The sequence below is a fragment of the Thermococcus sp. genome, from assembly GCF_027063845.1.
In the GTDB taxonomy this organism is placed as follows: Archaea; Methanobacteriota_B; Thermococci; order Thermococcales; family Thermococcaceae; genus Thermococcus.
This window is the reverse complement of the sequence record NZ_JAMOQU010000048.1, coordinates 1-17,588: the sequence shown is the minus strand read 5'-3', so window position 1 is coordinate 17,588 and position 17,588 is coordinate 1. Positions and strand designations below refer to the sequence as shown.

Annotated in this window: 15 protein-coding genes and 1 pseudogene; 12 read left to right on the top strand and 4 right to left on the bottom strand. The window is 54.9% G+C overall.

Annotation, left to right across the window (positions count from 1 at the left end; genetic code table 11):
- Nucleotides 1-78 precede the first annotated feature (78 nt).
- Entirely contained in the window at nt 79-1,923 is a 1,845-nt protein-coding gene (locus MVO87_RS03500) for an anaerobic ribonucleoside triphosphate reductase (RefSeq protein ID WP_297515674.1), read from the top strand.
- 22 nt (nt 1,924-1,945) lie between these two features.
- Nucleotides 1,946-2,692 (top strand): anaerobic ribonucleoside-triphosphate reductase activating protein, encoded by a 747-nt coding sequence (locus tag MVO87_RS03495; protein WP_297552206.1) that lies wholly within the window; start codon nt 1,946-1,948, stop codon nt 2,690-2,692.
- On the opposite strand, the gene MVO87_RS03490 is transcribed toward MVO87_RS03495, so the two are convergent.
- Nucleotides 2,635-3,357 (bottom strand): hypothetical protein, encoded by a 723-nt coding sequence (locus tag MVO87_RS03490; RefSeq protein ID WP_297552204.1) that lies wholly within the window; start codon nt 3,355-3,357, stop codon nt 2,635-2,637. The two genes, MVO87_RS03495 and MVO87_RS03490, sit on opposite strands and share 58 nt — an antisense overlap.
- A gap of 149 nt (nt 3,358-3,506) precedes the next feature.
- Between MVO87_RS03490 and thsB the strand changes: the two genes are divergently transcribed.
- The 4 genes from thsB (at nt 3,507) to MVO87_RS03470 (ending at nt 7,079) form a co-directional block, all read left to right on the top strand.
- Entirely contained in the window at nt 3,507-5,144 is a 1,638-nt protein-coding gene (gene thsB / locus MVO87_RS03485; RefSeq protein WP_297552202.1) for a thermosome subunit beta, read from the top strand.
- Nucleotides 5,145-5,294: 150 nt separating this feature from the next.
- Complete coding sequence (locus MVO87_RS03480; RefSeq protein ID WP_297552200.1) at nt 5,295-6,362, top strand: DUF1464 family protein; 1,068 nt, start codon at nt 5,295-5,297, stop codon at nt 6,360-6,362.
- Between the two features lie 88 nt (nt 6,363-6,450).
- Nucleotides 6,451-6,651: an antitoxin family protein gene (locus tag MVO87_RS03475; protein ID WP_297514554.1), complete on the top strand. Its 201-nt coding sequence runs from the start codon at nt 6,451-6,453 to the stop codon at nt 6,649-6,651.
- The gene (locus MVO87_RS03470; RefSeq protein WP_297514556.1) at nt 6,648-7,079 is read left to right on the top strand and encodes a type II toxin-antitoxin system VapC family toxin; all 432 of its coding nucleotides are present in this window, start codon (nt 6,648-6,650) and stop codon (nt 7,077-7,079) included. The genes MVO87_RS03475 and MVO87_RS03470 overlap by 4 nt, the downstream gene beginning before the upstream one ends.
- Here the strand turns inward: MVO87_RS03470 and taw3 are convergent.
- From taw3 to MVO87_RS03455, 3 genes are all read right to left on the bottom strand, one after another.
- Nucleotides 7,065-7,661, bottom strand: coding sequence for a tRNA(Phe) 7-((3-amino-3-carboxypropyl)-4-demethylwyosine(37)-N(4))-methyltransferase Taw3 (gene taw3 / locus MVO87_RS03465; RefSeq protein ID WP_297514559.1), 597 nt, complete (start codon nt 7,659-7,661; stop codon nt 7,065-7,067). The genes MVO87_RS03470 and taw3 overlap by 15 nt on opposite strands.
- Before the next feature lie 3 nt (nt 7,662-7,664).
- The gene (locus tag MVO87_RS03460; RefSeq protein ID WP_297514562.1) at nt 7,665-9,647 is read right to left on the bottom strand and encodes an IGHMBP2 family helicase; all 1,983 of its coding nucleotides are present in this window, start codon (nt 9,645-9,647) and stop codon (nt 7,665-7,667) included.
- 131 nt (nt 9,648-9,778) lie between these two features.
- Complete coding sequence (locus tag MVO87_RS03455) at nt 9,779-9,976, bottom strand: hypothetical protein (protein WP_297514566.1); 198 nt, start codon at nt 9,974-9,976, stop codon at nt 9,779-9,781.
- Between the two features lie 365 nt (nt 9,977-10,341).
- On the opposite strand from MVO87_RS03455, the gene guaB reads away from it, so the two are divergent.
- The 6 genes and pseudogenes from guaB to MVO87_RS03425 form a co-directional block, all read left to right on the top strand.
- On the top strand, nt 10,342-11,799 hold the full coding sequence (gene guaB / locus MVO87_RS03450) for an IMP dehydrogenase (protein WP_297514569.1): 1,458 nt from the start codon (nt 10,342-10,344) through the stop codon (nt 11,797-11,799).
- Nucleotides 11,800-11,944: 145 nt separating this feature from the next.
- Complete coding sequence (locus MVO87_RS03445; RefSeq protein WP_297552198.1) at nt 11,945-13,594, top strand: DUF4932 domain-containing protein; 1,650 nt, start codon at nt 11,945-11,947, stop codon at nt 13,592-13,594.
- Between the two features lie 71 nt (nt 13,595-13,665).
- Entirely contained in the window at nt 13,666-15,063 is a 1,398-nt protein-coding gene (locus tag MVO87_RS03440; protein ID WP_297552197.1) for an L-aspartate oxidase, read from the top strand.
- Nucleotides 15,064-15,122: 59 nt separating this feature from the next.
- Entirely contained in the window at nt 15,123-16,031 is a 909-nt protein-coding gene (gene nadA / locus MVO87_RS03435) for a quinolinate synthase NadA (RefSeq protein ID WP_297552196.1), read from the top strand.
- Nucleotides 16,032-16,088: 57 nt separating this feature from the next.
- Nucleotides 16,089-16,925 (top strand): carboxylating nicotinate-nucleotide diphosphorylase, encoded by an 837-nt coding sequence (gene nadC, locus MVO87_RS03430; protein WP_297512603.1) that lies wholly within the window; start codon nt 16,089-16,091, stop codon nt 16,923-16,925.
- Between the two features lie 110 nt (nt 16,926-17,035).
- Nucleotides 17,036-17,588 (top strand): annotated as a pseudogene (locus MVO87_RS03425) (pyridoxal 5'-phosphate synthase lyase subunit PdxS); the annotation flags it as partial.

The following is a 17,588-nucleotide window of genomic DNA, read 5'->3' as shown; positions in this document are numbered from 1 at the left end:
CGTCCACTTGTCCAACGGGAACTGTTATAGGGACTTAACGGCTCTCACAGACTTGGACAATTTATCCAGGTGGTTGAGATGGAGACGGTAAAGCGTGATATCATTCAGGAGTACGCGGGCTGGAGCAGTCTGGACGTTCTGGAGAATGCGAACCGCTATCCCGGTCCGACGGGTTTCTTCGCCTACGTGATGGAGGAGGCCTTAAAGGAGAGCATCTCACTGGTCCCGAAGGAGGGCAGGGAGGCGCACTTCTCTGGAGACATTTACATCCACAAGCTCCCCTACAGTCTATACATCCCCTACTGCACAGGCCACAGCACCGCGAGGCTCCTCGAAAAGGGTCTCAAGACTCCGACCATAGTCTCAAGACCGGCGAGGCACTTCGACACCTACGTCGACCACATAGCGAACTACCTCATAACAATGCAGCACTACTTCAGCGGTGCCCAGGCTTTGAGCTCGGTCGAGTGGTACGCGGGGCCCTTCATCAGGAAGGAGGGCCTGAGCAGGCGTAAAATCAGACAGCAGATTCAAAGGCTGGTTTACAACCTCAATTACCCGAGCAGGGTGGGAATGCAGACTCCATTTACAAACTTCACCGTGACGCTCGACGCTCCCAAAAAGATGCTCGAGGGCGACCACGCGGTTTACGCTGGAGAGAAGGTCGAACCCCTCGGCGAGTATGAGAGGGAGGCGAAGGAGTTTTTCATAGCCCTAACTGAGGTCCTCCGCGAGGGGGACGCGCTCGGCCAGCCCTTCACCTTCCCGATTCCGACACTGATGGTTACTGCCAAGATGCTCTGGGACGACCCTGAAATATTTGAGGCGGTCTTTGCGACGGCGTCGAAGCGCGGGAGCTTCTACTGGCTGAACACGAACGTCGTTGACCCCGACGCGAGCTACGCGATGTGCTGCAGGATCGCCATCGACAAGACGGAGATGGCCTTTGCCTTCGGCGTCTCCGGGAAGAGCGCCGAGGAGGAAGCGCTGGAGAGGCTCGAGAGGGGGCGCTTCGGTGGACTCTGGGCGATGCCCGACGTTACCGGCTCGGTGAACGTTACGACCGTGAACCTCCCGAGGCTGGCTTTGAAGGCCAGGGGGAACGACGATAAGTTCTGGGAGGAGTACGAAAGGCTTCTTGAGATCGTGAGAAAAACAACCGACTGGTTCAGGGAGCGCTACGTGAGGCTGATTACTTCTTACAAGCACATGTACAGCATGATTCACCTCTACCTTGAGGAGTTTCCGAGCAGTCACTTCAACACAATCGGAATCCTCGGCCTTCCGGAGGCGGCCTCGATTTACCTCAACGAGCCGAAGCTCTGGGAGGAGGGAACGAGAAAGGACTGGCTGAGAGCGGCGGAGCTGATGAAGGAGATGGTGGAGTTCGCGACGGCCAAGGCGAGGGAGTGGATGAAGGAAACGGGAACGCCCTGGAACGTGGAAGAGGTGCCCGGTGAAAGCGCCGCGGCGAAGTTGGCTATAAAAGACCTTCGCGAGTTCCCGGAGCTCAGAGAGTACCTCAGCGACCCCGAGAATCCGATTTACTCGACCAGCGTGGCGCCCTACTACGGGGCACTTGAGCTGGCCGACAGGATAAGGGTTGAGGAGAAGGTTCAGAGAAGCTTCACCGGTGGAGTGATGATGCACATCTTCCTCGGCGAAGAACCGGACCCCGAAGCCCTGGCAAAGCTCACGAAGAGGCTCATGAGGACGGAACTCGTCTACTGGAGCTACACTCCCGCAATAACCGTTTGCAACGCCTGCGGATACTCAACGACGGGCCTGCACACCCACTGCCCGCGCTGTGGAAGTGAGAACGTCGAAGTGTGGAGCAGAATAATCGGCTACTACAGACCGCTCAAGAACTGGAACCCCTTCAGAAAGAAGGAGTTCTGGGCGAGGAGGCACTACTCCTCCTGATTCCTTTTCTGGAGGTGGTTCCATGCTCACGAGCGGGTGGAAGAGCGTCAGCATGGTTGACGTTCACGGAAAGGTTACCTTCACGCTCTGGCTCTGCGGGTGCAACCTTAAATGTCCGTTCTGCCACAACTGGCGCATAGCGGAAGGCCTCGACTGCTTCCCCCTCGATAGAAAAGCCCTCCTCGACGAGCTTGAGGCGAGTGCGTTTCTCATTGATTACTTCCACGTCACCGGAGGGGAGCCACTGATGCAGTGGAGGGAGCTTAGCTCGCTCTTCGCGGAGGTTAAGCTTCTGGACGTCCCAGTAAGCCTCAACACGAACCTAACCCTCGTTGGACCCCTTGAAAAGCTCCTGAAGGCTGACCTGGTGGGCCATATAGCGACCGACCTTAAAGCTCCTCCGGCACTATACGGTCTCCCTGAAAAGCCCGCGGAAAAGCTCTGGAGGCTCTTTCTGAGGGGCCTTGAAGTTGTTTCAGACCACGGAATCCCGCTTGAACTCAGAATCCCAGTGGCGAGAGGCTTTGACGCGTGGCCTTACATCGAGGAGGGTCTGAGGAGGATTAAAACGGATTTCTACGTCGTTCTGAACCCGCTCGTCGGCAGGCCCTTAACGAACCCCCGGGACGAGGACTGGTGCTCGGAACACTGCTGGCCGAAGGGTGAAGTCGAGGAGCTCAAGGAGAAGCTTGAGGAACTTGGCATTGCCGTTCATGTTAACCAGTTTATGGAGGGTTCGCCCGGACAGGCCCTTAGCAGTTCCATGTAGCGCTCCACAACGCGCGCTTTCAGCTTTTCGTAGTCTTTTTCTCCCCGATACACGATTTCTATCTCGACCCTGACGGTGCTTGTGCTGAAGTTGAAGTAGTCGGGGTACCTTGAGGTTATCACTGCCTTCTTCAGCCTCCCCTCCGAGACTGTTAAGTTGGCCCTAATCCAGTCATTCACTGGGATTTGCAACGTCTGAGGGCCGTATTTGGTGTCATTTATTGTGACGTTCTCGTAAGGTGGAACTCCGGGTTTTCTGACGAGCGTGACCTCAATCGGGTTCCCCCAAGTGACGTTCCTGTCGTAGAGTGGACTTCCGTTGAGGACCGGAAGGAGGTAGTTCATAAAGACAATCGGCCCCAGAATCTCTTGGGTTCCGTTGTTCTGGCCGCCCCTGCCGCATATCGTCCACCTGACTGTCTTCCCGGTCCCGTTGAACAGGCTCCACATTCCCGATGCGTCGGGTTCTTCAACCACGAGATAGTGATTTTCCTCTTTGAGGACGAGGGTCGTGAAGTTGTCTACTCTGACGACGGCTACGTAGTCGAGGTTTTGGTTGATGTCCTCAAGGTATTTTTCCAGCCCGCCAGCTTGAAATTGGCTATATGCTACCAATGCCACGGCGAGGGTGAGTACCACAATTGGGATTAGCTTCCTCATGCTCATGATTACTCCTTCTCGTGGGGGATTTATAAACGTTGCCGGACATGACCGAAAAGCTTATAAATAGGCCAAAGGAATGATAACGCGGAAGCACTTAAGGTTACTAAAAGACCTCATCCCGTAAAAAAGAAAAAGGGAGGGGGTGAGGGGAGATGGCCCAGCTCGCTGGACAGCCGGTCGTTATTCTGCCTGAAGGAACCCAGAGGTACGTTGGAAGGGACGCTCAGAGGCTCAACATCCTCGCCGCTAGAATCGTTGCCGAGACCATAAGGACCACCCTCGGCCCGAAGGGTATGGACAAGATGCTCGTCGACAGCCTTGGCGACATCGTCATCACCAACGACGGTGCCACCATCCTTGACGAGATGGACATCCAGCACCCGGCCGCGAAGATGATGGTTGAGGTTGCGAAGACCCAGGACAAGGAGGCTGGTGATGGTACCACCACGGCCGTCGTTATCGCAGGTGAGCTTCTCAAGAAGGCTGAGGAGCTTCTCGACCAGAACATTCACCCAAGCATAATCATCAAGGGTTACGCCCTCGCCGCCGAGAAGGCCCAGGAGATTCTTGAGGGCATCGCCAAGGAGGTCAGCCCGGACGACGTTGAGACTCTCAAGAAGGCCGCTGTGACTTCAATCACCGGAAAGGCCGCCGAGGAGGAGCGCGAGTACCTCGCCGAGATTGCCGTTGAGGCCGTCAGGCAGGTCGCCGAGAAGGTCGGCGACAAGTACAAGGTTGACCTCGACAACATCAAGTTCGAGAAGAAGGAGGGAGCGAGCGTTAGGGAGACCCAGCTCATCCGCGGTGTCGTCATAGACAAGGAGGTCGTTCACCCCGGCATGCCCAAGAGGGTTGAGAACGCCAAGATTGCGCTCATCAACGACGCCCTCGAGGTCAAGGAGACCGAGACCGACGCCGAGATAAGGATTACCAGCCCAGAGCAGCTCCAGGCCTTCCTCGAGCAGGAGGAGCGCATGCTCAAGGAGATGGTCGACAAGATTAAGGAGGTCGGCGCTAACGTCGTCTTCGTCCAGAAGGGCATTGACGACCTCGCCCAGCACTACCTCGCCAAGTACGGCATAATGGCCGTCAGGCGCGTTAAGAAGAGCGACATGGAGAAGCTCGCCAAGGCCACCGGCGCCAAGATTGTGACCAACGTCCGCGACCTGACTCCAGAGGACCTTGGTGAGGCCGAGCTCGTCGAGCAGAGGAAGGTTGCTGGAGAGAACATGATATTCGTTGAGGGCTGCAAGAACCCGAAGGCGGTAACCATACTCATCAGGGGTGGAACCGAGCACGTCGTTGATGAAGTCGAGAGGGCCCTTGAGGATGCCGTCAAGGTCGTCAAGGACATCGTTGAGGACGGCAAGATACTCCCGGCCGGCGGTGCTCCGGAGATTGAGCTCGCCATCAAGCTCGACGAGTACGCCAAGGAGGTCGGTGGCAAGGAGCAGCTCGCCATCGAGGCCTTCGCTGAGGCCCTCAAGGTCATACCGAGGACTCTCGCCGAGAACGCTGGCCTTGACCCGGTTGAGACCCTCGTCAAGGTCATCGCCGCCCACAAGGAGAAGGGTCCGACCATCGGCGTCGACGTCTTCGAGGGCGAGCCGGCCGACATGATGGAGAAGGGTGTCATCGCTCCGCTCAGGGTCACCAAGCAGGCCATCAAGAGCGCCAGCGAAGCTGCCATAATGATACTCCGCATCGATGACGTCATCGCCGCCAGCAAGCTCGAGAAGGACAAGGAGGACAAGGGCGGAAGCAACGACTTCGGTAGCGACCTCGACTGAAGGCTTTGAGCTTTAGCTCTTCCCAATTTTCTATTCTGTTCTCATGTTCTGTGTTTCTATCTGGCCTGTGTGAAGTCTTGAAGTCCCAGCACAGTTTTTAAACATCTCATTCCTTTTCTCTGGATGAGCGGTTAAGCGGGGGGAGTTCTCGTGAGGGTCATAGGAGTTGACCCAGGAACCAAGAGCTTCGATGTTATTGGCTTAGAGGACGGAAGGATAAAGCTCGATTTAACGTTTCCGAGCGAGGTCGTTGCCGAAGACCCCGGGAGGATAGTTGAAGCCATCGAGGACTTCAACGCCGAGCTCATAATTGGCCCCTCTGGTTATGGCCTTCCGCTGAAGCACATAAGCGAGCTGACCGAGAGGGACCGCTTCGAGATGACCCTCGTTAGAGAGGAGGAAATGAAGGAAATCCCCGTTCTTCTTGGCCTCCAAGAGATGGTTGACCAGATGGCACAGAAGGGCATGAACGTCTGGTTCATTCCAGGGGTCATTCACCTTCCGACCGTCCCCGAGTGGAGGAAGTACAACAGGGTGGACATGGGGACGGCCGATAAAATGGCGATAACCGTGCTCGGCATCTACGACCAGGCAAAGAGGCTTGGAATTGAGTACAGCGAGGTTTCCTTCGTCCTCCTCGAGGTGGGCTTCGGCTACAACTACGCTGGAGCCGTGAAGAGAGGAAAAATCGTTGATGGCATCGGCGGGACGATATTCCCTGGCCCAGCTTATGTAAACAGCGGGGCCCTCGACGGCGAGGTCGCCTACCTGATGGGGAGGATAAAGAAGTGGCACCTCTTCTGGGGCGGGGCAACGGTGATAGCGGCCAACGAGATACTCCCTCCCGAGGAGTTCGCCAGAAGGCTTGACGAGGAACCTTTCTCAAAGGCATGGGAGGCCATGAAGGACGGCTTCATTAAGGCCGTTGCCTCAGAGCTAGCCGTCGTTAGAAATGCCCAGGAGATAATCCTCTCAGGCAGGCTGATGCGCATGGACGAGCTGAGGAAGGACGTAGAGGATACCTTCGAGGAGCTCTTTGACCTTCCCGTCGTCAGGCTGAGGGGTCTTGAGGGTAAGGCCAAAGAGGCCGCCCAGGGGAGCGCGATAATTGGCGACGGCCTCGCCGGCGGTCAGTTCATGGAGCTCGTGGAGCACGTGGAGATAAAGAAGAGCCGCGGGAGCGTCCTCGACTACGTAAAGCTCCCGCTCGATGTTTAAATTGGCTGGTTTGGTATCCCTTCGGTTCACGGAGCTTGAGGGGGTGAGCTTTAATAGGCTAAACGTCAAACATCTAATGGTGAGATAAATGGAAGAGATTGAAGCTATATATGAAAACGGGGTATTCAAACCCCTCAAAAAGCCCCATCTTCGTGAGAATGAAAGGGTAGTGCTGATTGTCAAGGAGAAGATTGTAACGGAAGAGTTCCTTAGAAAGCTTGAGAAGCTCAGCGAGAGCTTGCCAAAGTTCAAAAGCCCCTCTAAGATTCTTGAGGAGGACAGAAGATGATAGTGATAGATGCTAATGTGCTTATTGATGCCCTGTTTGAAGGAAATCCCGAACGCAGAGCACTCGCCCTAAGGTTCTTCAAGCTAATTGAAGGGCGATGCGTGTATGTTCCTCGAATTTTCATAGTCGAAGTGCTTTCCGTGGCAAGACGACTTGGCGTTAAGCTGGATTACCTCACTTTGATGGGATTGATAGAGGATTTCAATGTAAAAACTGAGGATGAAGTGTTTAACCTCGCTGTTTATGTCTCGGAGAACGTCCACCCTCGCGCTGTTGATGCGTACTACATAGCAACGGCGATTTTAACTGGGAGTATTTTAGTTTCGAATGACCGGATAATGGTCAAAAACAGCAGAAACGCAGGTATCGAGGCGTTTTACCTACTTGAAGAATTTGAAAAGCTTAAGGAGTACCTATCCTCCCGATAGCTTCCCAACCTCTTCCTCTAGCCTCTTCAGCTTCCCCTTAAACCTTCTCAGCTGGTCATTCGCTATGGCAACGATTCTCTCGATGTAGTCCTTGCTCACCCACACTTCACCGTCCGCGCCGAGCGGGACGTCCATTCTCTCTGTCGAGCGTATCTCAACGAGGAGCTTCTTATGGCTCACGCTTTTAATGTTCGAGTACTTGAAGCCCAGCCCTATCGCGAGGTTGAGCAGTTTAACCGCGTCCTCCAGAGTTCTTGCGCCGACGTGGAGGATTGGGCTCCTAACCAAGAACCAGAGCTGACCCTTGGAGTGCCTCCCAACCGCCTTAAGAACCTCCTCGACGGTGACTTCTCTGTGCCACTTGCCGAGCCAGACTGAATTAACCTTGTCGCCGAAGTGGGGCATCTCCATGACCGAGATTCTGCCCGAGCAGGAGGAGGTTGTGAAGTAGTTCTCAAGCGCGTTGATTTTCTCAAGCAGGGGTATTATGTCCTCATCAACCTTGCCCTCCGCTAAAGCCTGTCTAAGGCCCCCCATCGCCTTCGCCTTCTGCTCTTCGAAGTTCTTTGTGTAGAGGAACATTTCTCACACCTCCAGTCCCCCGGCATCAACAACCGTTTCCCTCTCCCTCACGAACTCCACCAGTCTCCTGTAAGTCGGATGCGAGCTCAGCGTTGAGGAGTCGCCTATCAGAATCAGCTTCCTCTTTGCCCTCGTCAGCGAGACGTTTAACCTCCTCAAATCCTTTAAAAAGCCCAGCTCACCCTTCCTGTTCGAGCGGACGAAGGAGAGAACTATGACTTCCTTCTCCCGACCCTGATAGCCGTCCACCGTCTTGACCTCTATTTCTTCAGGCAAAAGCGAGCTTATCAAATCGCGTTGGTCGTCGTAGGGGGTTATGACACCAACCCATTCAGGCTTAACCCCGAGCTTTAACAATCCCTTAACGGCTTCCTCCACGAGCCTCGCCTCAAGTGGGTTCTCCCGGCTCTCGCTTCCATAGCGCTGTCTCTCGAAGCGGTCTTCCCTTCTGGTGGTGTCTATGAAGACGAGCACGTTCTCAGGCTTAAGGACTTCGGCCCACACATCGTCCCCTTCCGGCAACTCGACGCCCAAATCGGCCAGCGTTATATTCCTGACGCTCTCGTCGGCTTTAATTCTGCCATTGTAAAATTCCCTGCTCGGAAACTCCATGAGCCTTTCGTTCATCCTGTACTGGACGGTTAGCATCTCGCTCTTCCAGGGATAGCGCTCGATTAGGCCCTCGAAGAGTGTCTTGCTCAGCTCCTTCGCCTTCTCGCTGAGTATTGTTGGAGGTAACTGCTTGTGGTCGCCTGCCAAAACGAAGCGCCTCGCGCGGTTGATTGGGATGAGCACGCTCGGTATCGTCGCCTGCGTGGCCTCATCTATTATCGCCACATCGTAGGAGCCGTAGTCAACCATCTCCAGCCCGGCCGAAGAGTTCGTCGTCAGAACGACGTCGGCTTCCCTTATTATCTCCCTCGCTATCCTCTCCTCCAGCTTCCTTGCATCGTCGAAGGTCTTCTGCACCTGCTCGTTGATTTTGAGCCACTGCGCCATCTCGCGGATTAGCCTTGCCGGAACGCCCCTCGCGCCTATTCCTTTTTCGGCCAAACGGAGAATCTGCTTGTCGGTCAGCCCGCGCCTGTACTTTGGAGCCGGTTTGGTGAAGGTGTCGCGCTTTTCCTTCAGGTTCTCCCCGATTACGCGGAGCTCCCTCAGCTCGCCGTAGAGCTCGTGCCGGGTCATGAGGTGGGCTAAAGTCGTCTCGTGGAGAGCTTTTGAGACCCTGCTCGGATGCCCGACCCGGACGACCTTCAAACCGGAATCAACTAGCCTCTCGACGAGGTTGTCAACGGCCACGTTGCTCTCCGCCGTTGCAAGAACCTTGTTGCCCCTGGCCACCTCCTGCCGTATCAGCTCGACGAGGGTCCTCGTCTTTCCAGTCCCGAAAGGCCCATGAATCAGAAAGAAGTCAGGGCTCCCAAGGGCCTTGGCAACGGCCCTCCTCTGGCTCCCGTTTAAGCTCCTGTCAAAGGGATTGAACTCTACTTCCTTGCCCTCCTCAGGCTCCCTCAGGCCGAGATAGAGCTCTAAAGCCTTCCTCCCGCTTTCCCGAAGGGCTTCAATGTTCTCAAGCCATCTTTTGAAGGTTATGTCGTTGGCGTACAAGTCAACGCGAACTCCTCTCAATGCCCACTCGGGCACGGTCTCAAGGGCCACCGTTATGAACCGCTTTCCCTTCTCGACGACAGTCCCGACCAAATCGCTCTTCAGCGGGTCCCTTTTGCTTATCACGACCAAATCGCCGACGCTTATCTCCGTCTTGATTTCCCTCTCGCGTCCGTATCTGACGAGGAAGTAGCCGAGTTCCTCGCCAATTACCTTCCCGTTGAGGCCGAGAACCGCTCTTCCTACTTTTTCCCTCTCGCGGCCGCTGAGCCGTCTCATCTCGGCCCTCATTGCCTCTATCTCGGCCTTTCGCTCCATCTCGATGAGAACCTTGAGCCTGGCGATGAACTTCGAAAACTTCTCGTTTTCGCTCATTTTTCTTCCCGAAGGGCGAAGAGAATAGCCGTTTAAAAGGTTGAGGGTGGTCAGCCCATGCGAGTTTCCTCACCGCTCGGACGAAACTTCCCTCATCATCCCTGAGGGGGTAGAAGGAAGGGGTTAAAAAGCTAAGCCCCGTCCGTCTCTATCACCGAGACGATGTCCCTGTGGAAGGACCTGATTGCCCTGACGTGCTTTTCTTCGACCCTGCCACAGCAGGCGACGCGCTCGTAGAACCTCTCAAGCTCGTCGAGAAGCCACTCGAGCTGTCTCTTGGAGCTTTCGCTGAATCCGTTGCTCAAAAGCTTTCCCCTCAAGAAGGGCATGACCTCCGAAGGCCGTCCCCAGGCGGCCCAGAAGAGACCTTCCTTTAGAATCTCAAACAGTAACTCCTCGGACCTTGCACTAACGAATGGTTTGGCCCTCCCCCCTGAGCTTTTCTGAAGCTCTCCTCTGGATTTCGTAAACCCTCCTCATGGCAATCACCATATGACGGACTGTGGTGTCCTATATTGGCTTTTCGGATACTTTTTTGTACGTTGGACAGATTCCCTCGAAAAAACGCACCTCTCTTTGTCAAAACGTCACGTTTCTTAGATTAATGTGACTAATCTACAACTCTACCATAGCTCGAAATACTTAAAAACCCTTGACAGGTTCACGTTAAAAAGGACATGGAGGTCTGGTGGAAATGGGAAAGTTTAAACACAAACTTGTTAATGCCATAAAGGGTTATACCTTCGACGATGTTCTTCTCATACCCCAGCCAACCGAGGTCGAGCCGAAGGACGTTGACGTCTCGACGAGGATTACGCCGAGAATAAGGCTAAACATCCCGATTCTCAGCGCTGCGATGGACACTGTGACGGAGTGGGAGATGGCCGTCGCGATGGCCCGGGAGGGTGGACTGGGAGTGATCCACAGGAACATGAGCATAAGTGAACAGGTCGAGCATGTCAGGAAGGTCAAGCGCGCCGAGCGCTTCATCGTTGAGGATGTCATCTCGATTTCACCGGACGAGACGATTGACTACGCCCTCTTCCTGATGGAGAAGAACGACATAGACGGCTTGCCGGTTGTTGAGGACGGAAGGGTCGTGGGAGTAATCAGCAAGAAGGACATAGCCGTCAAGCCTGGGAAGCTCGTGAGGGACGTGATGACCGGCGAGCCGATAACAGTTCCCGAGAGCGTAACAGCCGAGGAAGCCCTCAACCTTATGTTCGAGCACAGGATTGACAGGTTGCCGGTTGTGAATTCAGAAGGGAAGCTCGTTGGCATAATCACGATGAGCGATTTGGCGAGGAGAAGGAAGTACAAGAACGCCGTCCGGGACAAGAACGGCGATTTGGTGGTTGCTGCTGCCGTTGGGCCTTTTGACCTTGAAAGGGCGAAGGCTCTCGACAGGGCCGGAGCCGACGTTATCGTCATCGATACGGCTCACGCCCACAACCTCAAAGCCATCAAGGCCATGAAGGAGATAAGGAAAGCGGTTGACGCCGACCTCATCGTTGGAAACATTGCCAACCCGAAGGCCGTCGATGATTTGACCTTCGCCGACGCTGTTAAAGTCGGAATAGGGCCCGGAAGTATATGTACCACCCGCGTCGTCGCTGGCGTCGGCGTCCCGCAAATCACGGCCATAGCGCTCGTCGCCGACAAAGCGAGTGAGTACGGGCTCCACGTGATAGCGGACGGTGGAATCCGCTACTCCGGCGACATAGTCAAGGCCATAGCGGCCGGAGCAGACGCGGTCATGCTTGGCTCTCTTTTAGCTGGAACTAAGGAAGCACCAGGTAAAGAAGTCGTCATCAACGGACGGCGCTACAAGCAGTACCGCGGAATGGGCTCGCTCGGGGCGATGATGAAGGGCGGAGCCGAGAGGTACTACCAGAAGGGCCACATGAAGACGAGAAAGTTCGTTCCGGAGGGTGTTGAGGGCGTCGTTCCCTACAGGGGGCCTGTAAGTGAGGTTCTCTACCAGCTCGTCGGTGGCCTGCGCTCGGGAATGGGTTACGTTGGCGCCAAAACCATCGAAGAGCTGAAGGAGAAGGGCGAGTTCGTCATCATAACGCAGGCGGGAGTTAAGGAGAGCCATCCGCATGACATACTTATCACAAATGAGGCGCCGAACTATCCGCTCGGGAAGTGATTTTTAGATTTCGGGATTTAGCAACACGCAGGTATCTTTTGTTTTTCTACAATTGTTTGATGTCGTGGAATTTATTTCTGTTTGAGAACTTTTATATCCGACCATTATATTAATCTAAATGCAACAATACTGGATGTGATGGAAGATGGGGCTGTTCAGGGGGATGGCCTTAGCGCTGGCAGTTCTTATCATCCTTGGAACCTCACCTCACGTGAGTGAAAATTCGACCCAAAACAAGGACGGGATTAAAGTTGAAATCAACCCCAATCTTGAGCTCTTCGCCGTCCTTTATATTCTCGCCTTCAACGGAAGCGACTACTTCATAACGGCGCCAAAAGGCTACATCAATGATGTTTTGGCGTACTTTGCGCCTTACCGAGACGACCCGGCCGTTAAGTACATCCGCGAGGTTTTCAACAGCTCCCTGCCACTCTATGCCAGAGATAATGAAATCGCGGAATTCAGTAGCAGGCTGGCCCTGCTGGGTTACCTGCCGAACGAGACCGACCTCGGCGAACTTGAACTGCTGGCAAATTTTGCCCGGAAAAGCGATTTTATGGCCTTCTACAGCGCCCACCGGAGTGATTATGCGGGAATAACCCGCCCTCTGCTGGGATACCTGGAATGTGCCCTCGAGGAGTACGAAAGGCTCTTTGGCCACACCTACGAATCCTTCAGGGTTGAGGCCTCGTATTCGCTTCACATACACCCTCACGTCGTCTTTGAGAACGGGACGGTGTACTACGTTGGATGGCTGTACTACAAGAACAACGTCGCGATGCTTTCGTATGTCGTGGCGATACTCCACGAGTTCACCCATCCGTTTGTTCGAGACTTTCTCGACCGGAACTTCAGGACCTTCGAGAACATGAGCTACTACCTCTGGGAGGTGCGGAACGAACTACCGACTACCACAACCTACGACCCGGCTCACTACGGTTCCTTTTACACGTACCTCAACGAGCTCTTCACCGAGAGCATAGCTGAATACATTGCCCTGAGGTGTGGAGTGCCGAGGGATTACGTTCTTTTTAAATCTAAGGCAATGTCGGCCATGTTCCTGCCCTTCGGGAACCTGTTTGATGAGTACAGAACGGCAGAGGAACTCAATGAGACCCTCTACCAGTACGCACCAACTCTGGCCCGGCACATGGGGTGCTGGGCAACTCCCGGGAACGTGAGCGCATTTTACAGGAAGGTTGCTCCCGTTGTGGAGCCCAACGTACTGGACAGGGCAGGTTACCTGGGAAAGCTTATCATTGTTTACGGGACGCAGAACCCCAATGAGAGCGGGAACGAGTACGACAGGGAGACGGCTTACCTGCTCGCCGAACTCCTCAGGGAAACCTACATGAGGCTCTACGGTCAGGCCCCCTCAATCGTGGTCAAGGAGGATGCGAATTTGACCGATGAGGATTTGAGGGGCAACCTTATACTCATCGGCGGTCCCGTTGCCAACACCATAACCGCCCGGCTCAACGAAAACATACCCGTGCGCTTCGCCTTCAACGGCTCTTGGGTCCTGAGGAGGAACCCGAACGCGGTGAAGAACTTCACGGCCTTTCGGATAACCGAGAACAACATAAGCGTAATCCCGCTCAACTCGCCGGTTCCCTCGGTGGTCTTTGGAGTCGTTGAGACGATTCGAAATCCCTGGAACTCGAAAGAATATGTGCTCATTATTGCAGGCATCGACCGCTACGGAACCAGGGAGATGAGCAAGTGGATACAATGGCAGAGCTATGTGATTAGAGGGGAAACTTATTGGGAAGTTGGGTTCTACTCGATGAGATGAGCCTCGGCCGTTCCTCCCGAGAATCAGAAAACCGTTTAAGTCTCTCCCCTTTTCTTTCTCCGGGTGGTGGGATGAAAATTGGAATCGTCGGCGATGGAATCGCTGGTCTGACTTCTGCCATAGCGCTCGCCAAGAGGGGTTTTGATGTTACTCTCATCGGCCCTGGAATTCGAAAGAGCAACTCCTACCTCGCTCAGGCTGGGATAGCCTTCCCGGTTCTCGAGGGCGATTCGCTTGAAGCCCATGTTCTCGACACAATCAAAGCCGGAAAGTACATCAACGACCGCGAGGTCGTTTGGAACGTAATCTCGAAGGGGAGCGAGGCCTACGACTTCCTGCTCTCCCTCGGCCTGAAGTTCGAGGCGAGCGAGACCGAAGGTGGCCACTCATTCCACAGGGTCTTTACTATCAAGAACGAGACCGGCAAGCATGTCACGAAGCTCCTCTACCTCCGCGCAAGGGAGCTCGGCGTTAACTTCGTCAGAGGAAAAGTTGATGAGCTCGCGATAAAGAGGGGAAAGGCCTGCGGGGTGTTCGTCGAGGGCGAGTTCCTCCGCTTCGACGCGACTGTTATTGCTTCCGGCGGATTTTCAGGGCTCTTCAGGTTTACGGCCGGCTCTCCAGATAACACAGGTCTTCTCATCGGCGACGCTCTCATGAAAGGCGCCCCCGCTCGCGATTTGGAGTTCGTCCAGTTCCACCCGACCGGTTACATCGGAAAGAACGGCGTCTTCCTAATAAGCGAGGCCGTTAGGGGAGCCGGCGCTAAGCTCGTAACGGACGAGGGAGAGCGCTTCGTGAACGAACTGGCGACGAGGGACATCGTGGCGAGGGCAATCTACCGCCAGATGCAGAATGGAAAGAAAGTTTTCCTCGACGCGAGGGGAATAGAGAACTTCAAGAAGCGCTTCCCGCAGATATACGCCTTCCTTCGGAAGGATGGGATAGACCCATCGAGGGACTTAATCCCGGTCTCGCCGATAGCCCACTACACGATGGGCGGGATAACGGTTGACCTCTGGTACAGAACTCCAGTGAAGAACCTCTACGCGATAGGAGAGGCCATGAGCAACGGCTTTCATGGGGCGAACAGACTGGCTAGCAACTCCCTCCTCGAATGCATCGTTTCGGGTTTGGAGGTTGCGAGAACGATAGCGAGGGAAAGGCCGAGGTGCAGGGAGGTTAAGGAACCCCTCTATCACGGCTACGAGCTTGGAGACGTTGACCCGCTGAGGGAGCTCCTTTGGAATCACGCTGGAATAGTTAGGAGCGCGAAAACTCTCGGGGAGGGCCTCAGGAAGCTTGAGGGAATCGAGGCCGACCCGAGGCTGAAACTGCTCGCGAGGGGCGTTCTCGAGTGTGCACTCGCGAGGGAAGAGAGCAGGGGAAGCCACTACCGCGAGGACTTTCCGGTCATGAGAAAGGCCTTCGAGAGGCCGAGCTTCTTCGACGGGAGGTGCAGGCTGTAATCAAAGGTGTCCAAAAACCCTTTTAATTCCCTTCTTCTACCCCCGCCGAGGGATGGGAAATGGACAAGGAGAGGCTGATTGCCGAGATTGAGAAGCTTAAGGAGGAGCGCAACGCGATAATCATGGCCCACAACTACCAGCCCCCCGAGGTGCAGGATATAGCGGATTTCCTTGGGGACAGCCTCGAGCTCGCGAGGAAGGCCGTAAACGTTGATGCCGAGGTAATAGTCTTCGCGGGCGTCGATTTTATGGCCGAGACCGCTAAAATCCTCAACCCTGAGAAGACCGTTCTCCTCCCGGCTAAAACGGCCACCTGCGCGATGGCCAACATGCTTAAAGTTGAGCACATACTTGAAGCTAAGAGGCGGTATCCTAACGCGCCGGTCGTTCTTTACGTGAACAGTTCCGCCGAGGCGAAAGCCTACGCCGACGTGACGGTAACTTCAGCCAACGCGGTCAAAATAGTCGAAAAGCTCGATTCCGACGTTGTAATCTTCGGCCCGGACAAGAACTTGGGAAGCTACGTCGCGAGGGTGACTGGTAAGAAGGTAATCCCAGTTCCCCCAGACGGGCACTGCTACGTCCACAGGAAGTTCACCGTTGAGGACGTGGAGCGCGCGAGGAGACGTTATCCTAACGCCAAGCTGATGGTCCACCCCGAGTGCGAGCCGGAAGTACAGGAAAGGGCCGACATAATAGTCTCCACGGGGGGAATGATACGGCACGCGCCGGAGTGGAGCGAGTGGGTCGTCTTCACCGAGAGGGAGATGGTCTACCGGCTGAGCAAGCTCTACCCGAACATAAAGTTCTATCCCGCGAGGGAGGACGCCGTCTGCGTTGGAATGAAGGCGATAACGCTCCAGAGCGTCTACGAGTCGCTCAGGGATATGAAGTACCCCGTTGATGTTCCAGCTGAGATAGCCGAGAAGGCCAGGAAGGCCATCGAGAGGATGCTTGAGATGAGCTAAGGTGTTAAGTTGAGAGTGCAAGATTTCGGGATTTTTGTTAAGTTGGGAGGGAAACTTATGACCCCACTCCCCTATCTGCTCAGGCTCCTTGAAGAAGATGCACCCTTCGGCGACGTGACGAGCGAGGCGGTGATTCCTGAGGGCACCAAAGCCAGGGCCGTAATCATAGCCAAGCAAGATGGAGTTATAGCAGGCGTTGAAGAAGCTAAAGCTCTCTTCAAGCACTTTGGCGTCAAGGTTTCGGTCAGAAAACGCGACGGCGAGGAAGTTAGGAAAGAAGACGTAATCCTCGAGCTTGAGGGGGACGCGAGGGCCATTCTGCTCGTCGAGAGAACCGCTTTGAACGTCATGGGCAGGATGAGCGGTATCGCGACCGAGGTTAGGAGGCTCGTCGAGAAGGTCAGGGCCGTGAACTCGAAGGTCCGTGTAGCTGGCACGAGGAAGAGCCTTCTCAGGCTGATAGACAAGAGGGCCATACTCATCGGCGGCGGCGAGCCCCATCGCTTCTCGCTGAGCGACGCGATACTCATTAAGGACAACCATCTCGCCCTTGTTCCGCTGGAAGAAGCAATAAGGCGCGCGAAGGAATTTTCCGTTTACAAGGTTGTCGAAGTGGAGGTGGAGAGCCTTAAGGATGCCCTTAAAGCGGCTAAAGTCGGGGCCGACGTTGTGATGCTTGACAACATGGAACCTGAGGAGATAGCGGAGACGATTAAAGCTTTAAAGCGCGAGGGCCTGCGCGATAGGGTGAAAATCGAGGTCTCCGGGGGCATAACGCCGGAGAACATCGAGGAGTATGCAAGGCTCGACATCGACGTCATAAGCCTCGGCTACCTCACCCACTCGGTTAAGAACTTCGACGTGAGCCTTGAGGTTCTGTCAAAACTTGAGTGAACCTTTTCGGCTTTTCGTGCCATTTTTTGAACATTTTTTACAAAAATCCTCCATTGCTGGTGGCAAGGCTTATAATCCACTAAAACGTTCATCTGAATGAGGTGGTGAGGATGGACAAGCTGAAGGTTATCGAGGCCAAGGGAACGGAGAGGCTCAAGAGGGGCTTCGCCAAGATGGTCAAGGGCGGAGTCATCATGGACGTTACCAACGCTGAGCAGGCGAGGATTGCAGAAGAGGCAGGAGCCGTTTCTGTTATGGCCCTGCACCGCGTCCCGGCCGACATCAGGAAGGCCGGTGGAGTCGCGAGGATGGCACCTATTGAGAAGATTCAGGAGATAATGGACGCGGTTACGATTCCTGTCATGGCGAAGGTCAGAATCGGCCACGTCGCCGAGGCGAAGATACTCGAAGCTTTGGGCGTTGACATGATTGACGAGAGCGAGGTTCTTACTCCTTCGGACCCGTTCTTCCACATAGACAAGCGCGAGTTCAACGTTCCCTTCGTCTGCGGGGCGAGGAACCTCGGCGAGGCCGTCAGGAGGATATGGGAAGGGGCCGCAATGATTAGAACCAAGGGCGAGGCAGGAACAGGAAACATCGTCGAGGCCGTCAGGCACGTTCGCCTCGTTGCGGAGGGAATAAGGCAGATTCAGGCCATGACCG

Coding starts and splice junctions, on each gene's coding strand:
- MVO87_RS03500 (WP_297515674.1), top strand. CDS start 79: ATGGAGACGGTAAAGCGTGATATCATTCAGGAGTACGCGGGCTGGAGC.
- MVO87_RS03495 (WP_297552206.1), top strand. CDS start 1,946: ATGCTCACGAGCGGGTGGAAGAGCGTCAGCATGGTTGACGTTCACGGA.
- MVO87_RS03490 (WP_297552204.1), bottom strand. CDS start 3,357: ATGAGCATGAGGAAGCTAATCCCAATTGTGGTACTCACCCTCGCCGTG.
- thsB (WP_297552202.1), top strand. CDS start 3,507: ATGGCCCAGCTCGCTGGACAGCCGGTCGTTATTCTGCCTGAAGGAACC.
- MVO87_RS03475 (WP_297514554.1), top strand. CDS start 6,451: ATGGAAGAGATTGAAGCTATATATGAAAACGGGGTATTCAAACCCCTC.
- MVO87_RS03470 (WP_297514556.1), top strand. CDS start 6,648: ATGATAGTGATAGATGCTAATGTGCTTATTGATGCCCTGTTTGAAGGA.
- taw3 (WP_297514559.1), bottom strand. CDS start 7,661: ATGTTCCTCTACACAAAGAACTTCGAAGAGCAGAAGGCGAAGGCGATG.
- MVO87_RS03460 (WP_297514562.1), bottom strand. CDS start 9,647: ATGAGCGAAAACGAGAAGTTTTCGAAGTTCATCGCCAGGCTCAAGGTT.
- MVO87_RS03455 (WP_297514566.1), bottom strand. CDS start 9,976: ATGCCCTTCTTGAGGGGAAAGCTTTTGAGCAACGGATTCAGCGAAAGC.
- guaB (WP_297514569.1), top strand. CDS start 10,342: ATGGGAAAGTTTAAACACAAACTTGTTAATGCCATAAAGGGTTATACC.
- MVO87_RS03445 (WP_297552198.1), top strand. CDS start 11,945: ATGGGGCTGTTCAGGGGGATGGCCTTAGCGCTGGCAGTTCTTATCATC.
- MVO87_RS03440 (WP_297552197.1), top strand. CDS start 13,666: ATGAAAATTGGAATCGTCGGCGATGGAATCGCTGGTCTGACTTCTGCC.
- nadA (WP_297552196.1), top strand. CDS start 15,123: ATGGACAAGGAGAGGCTGATTGCCGAGATTGAGAAGCTTAAGGAGGAG.
- nadC (WP_297512603.1), top strand. CDS start 16,089: ATGACCCCACTCCCCTATCTGCTCAGGCTCCTTGAAGAAGATGCACCC.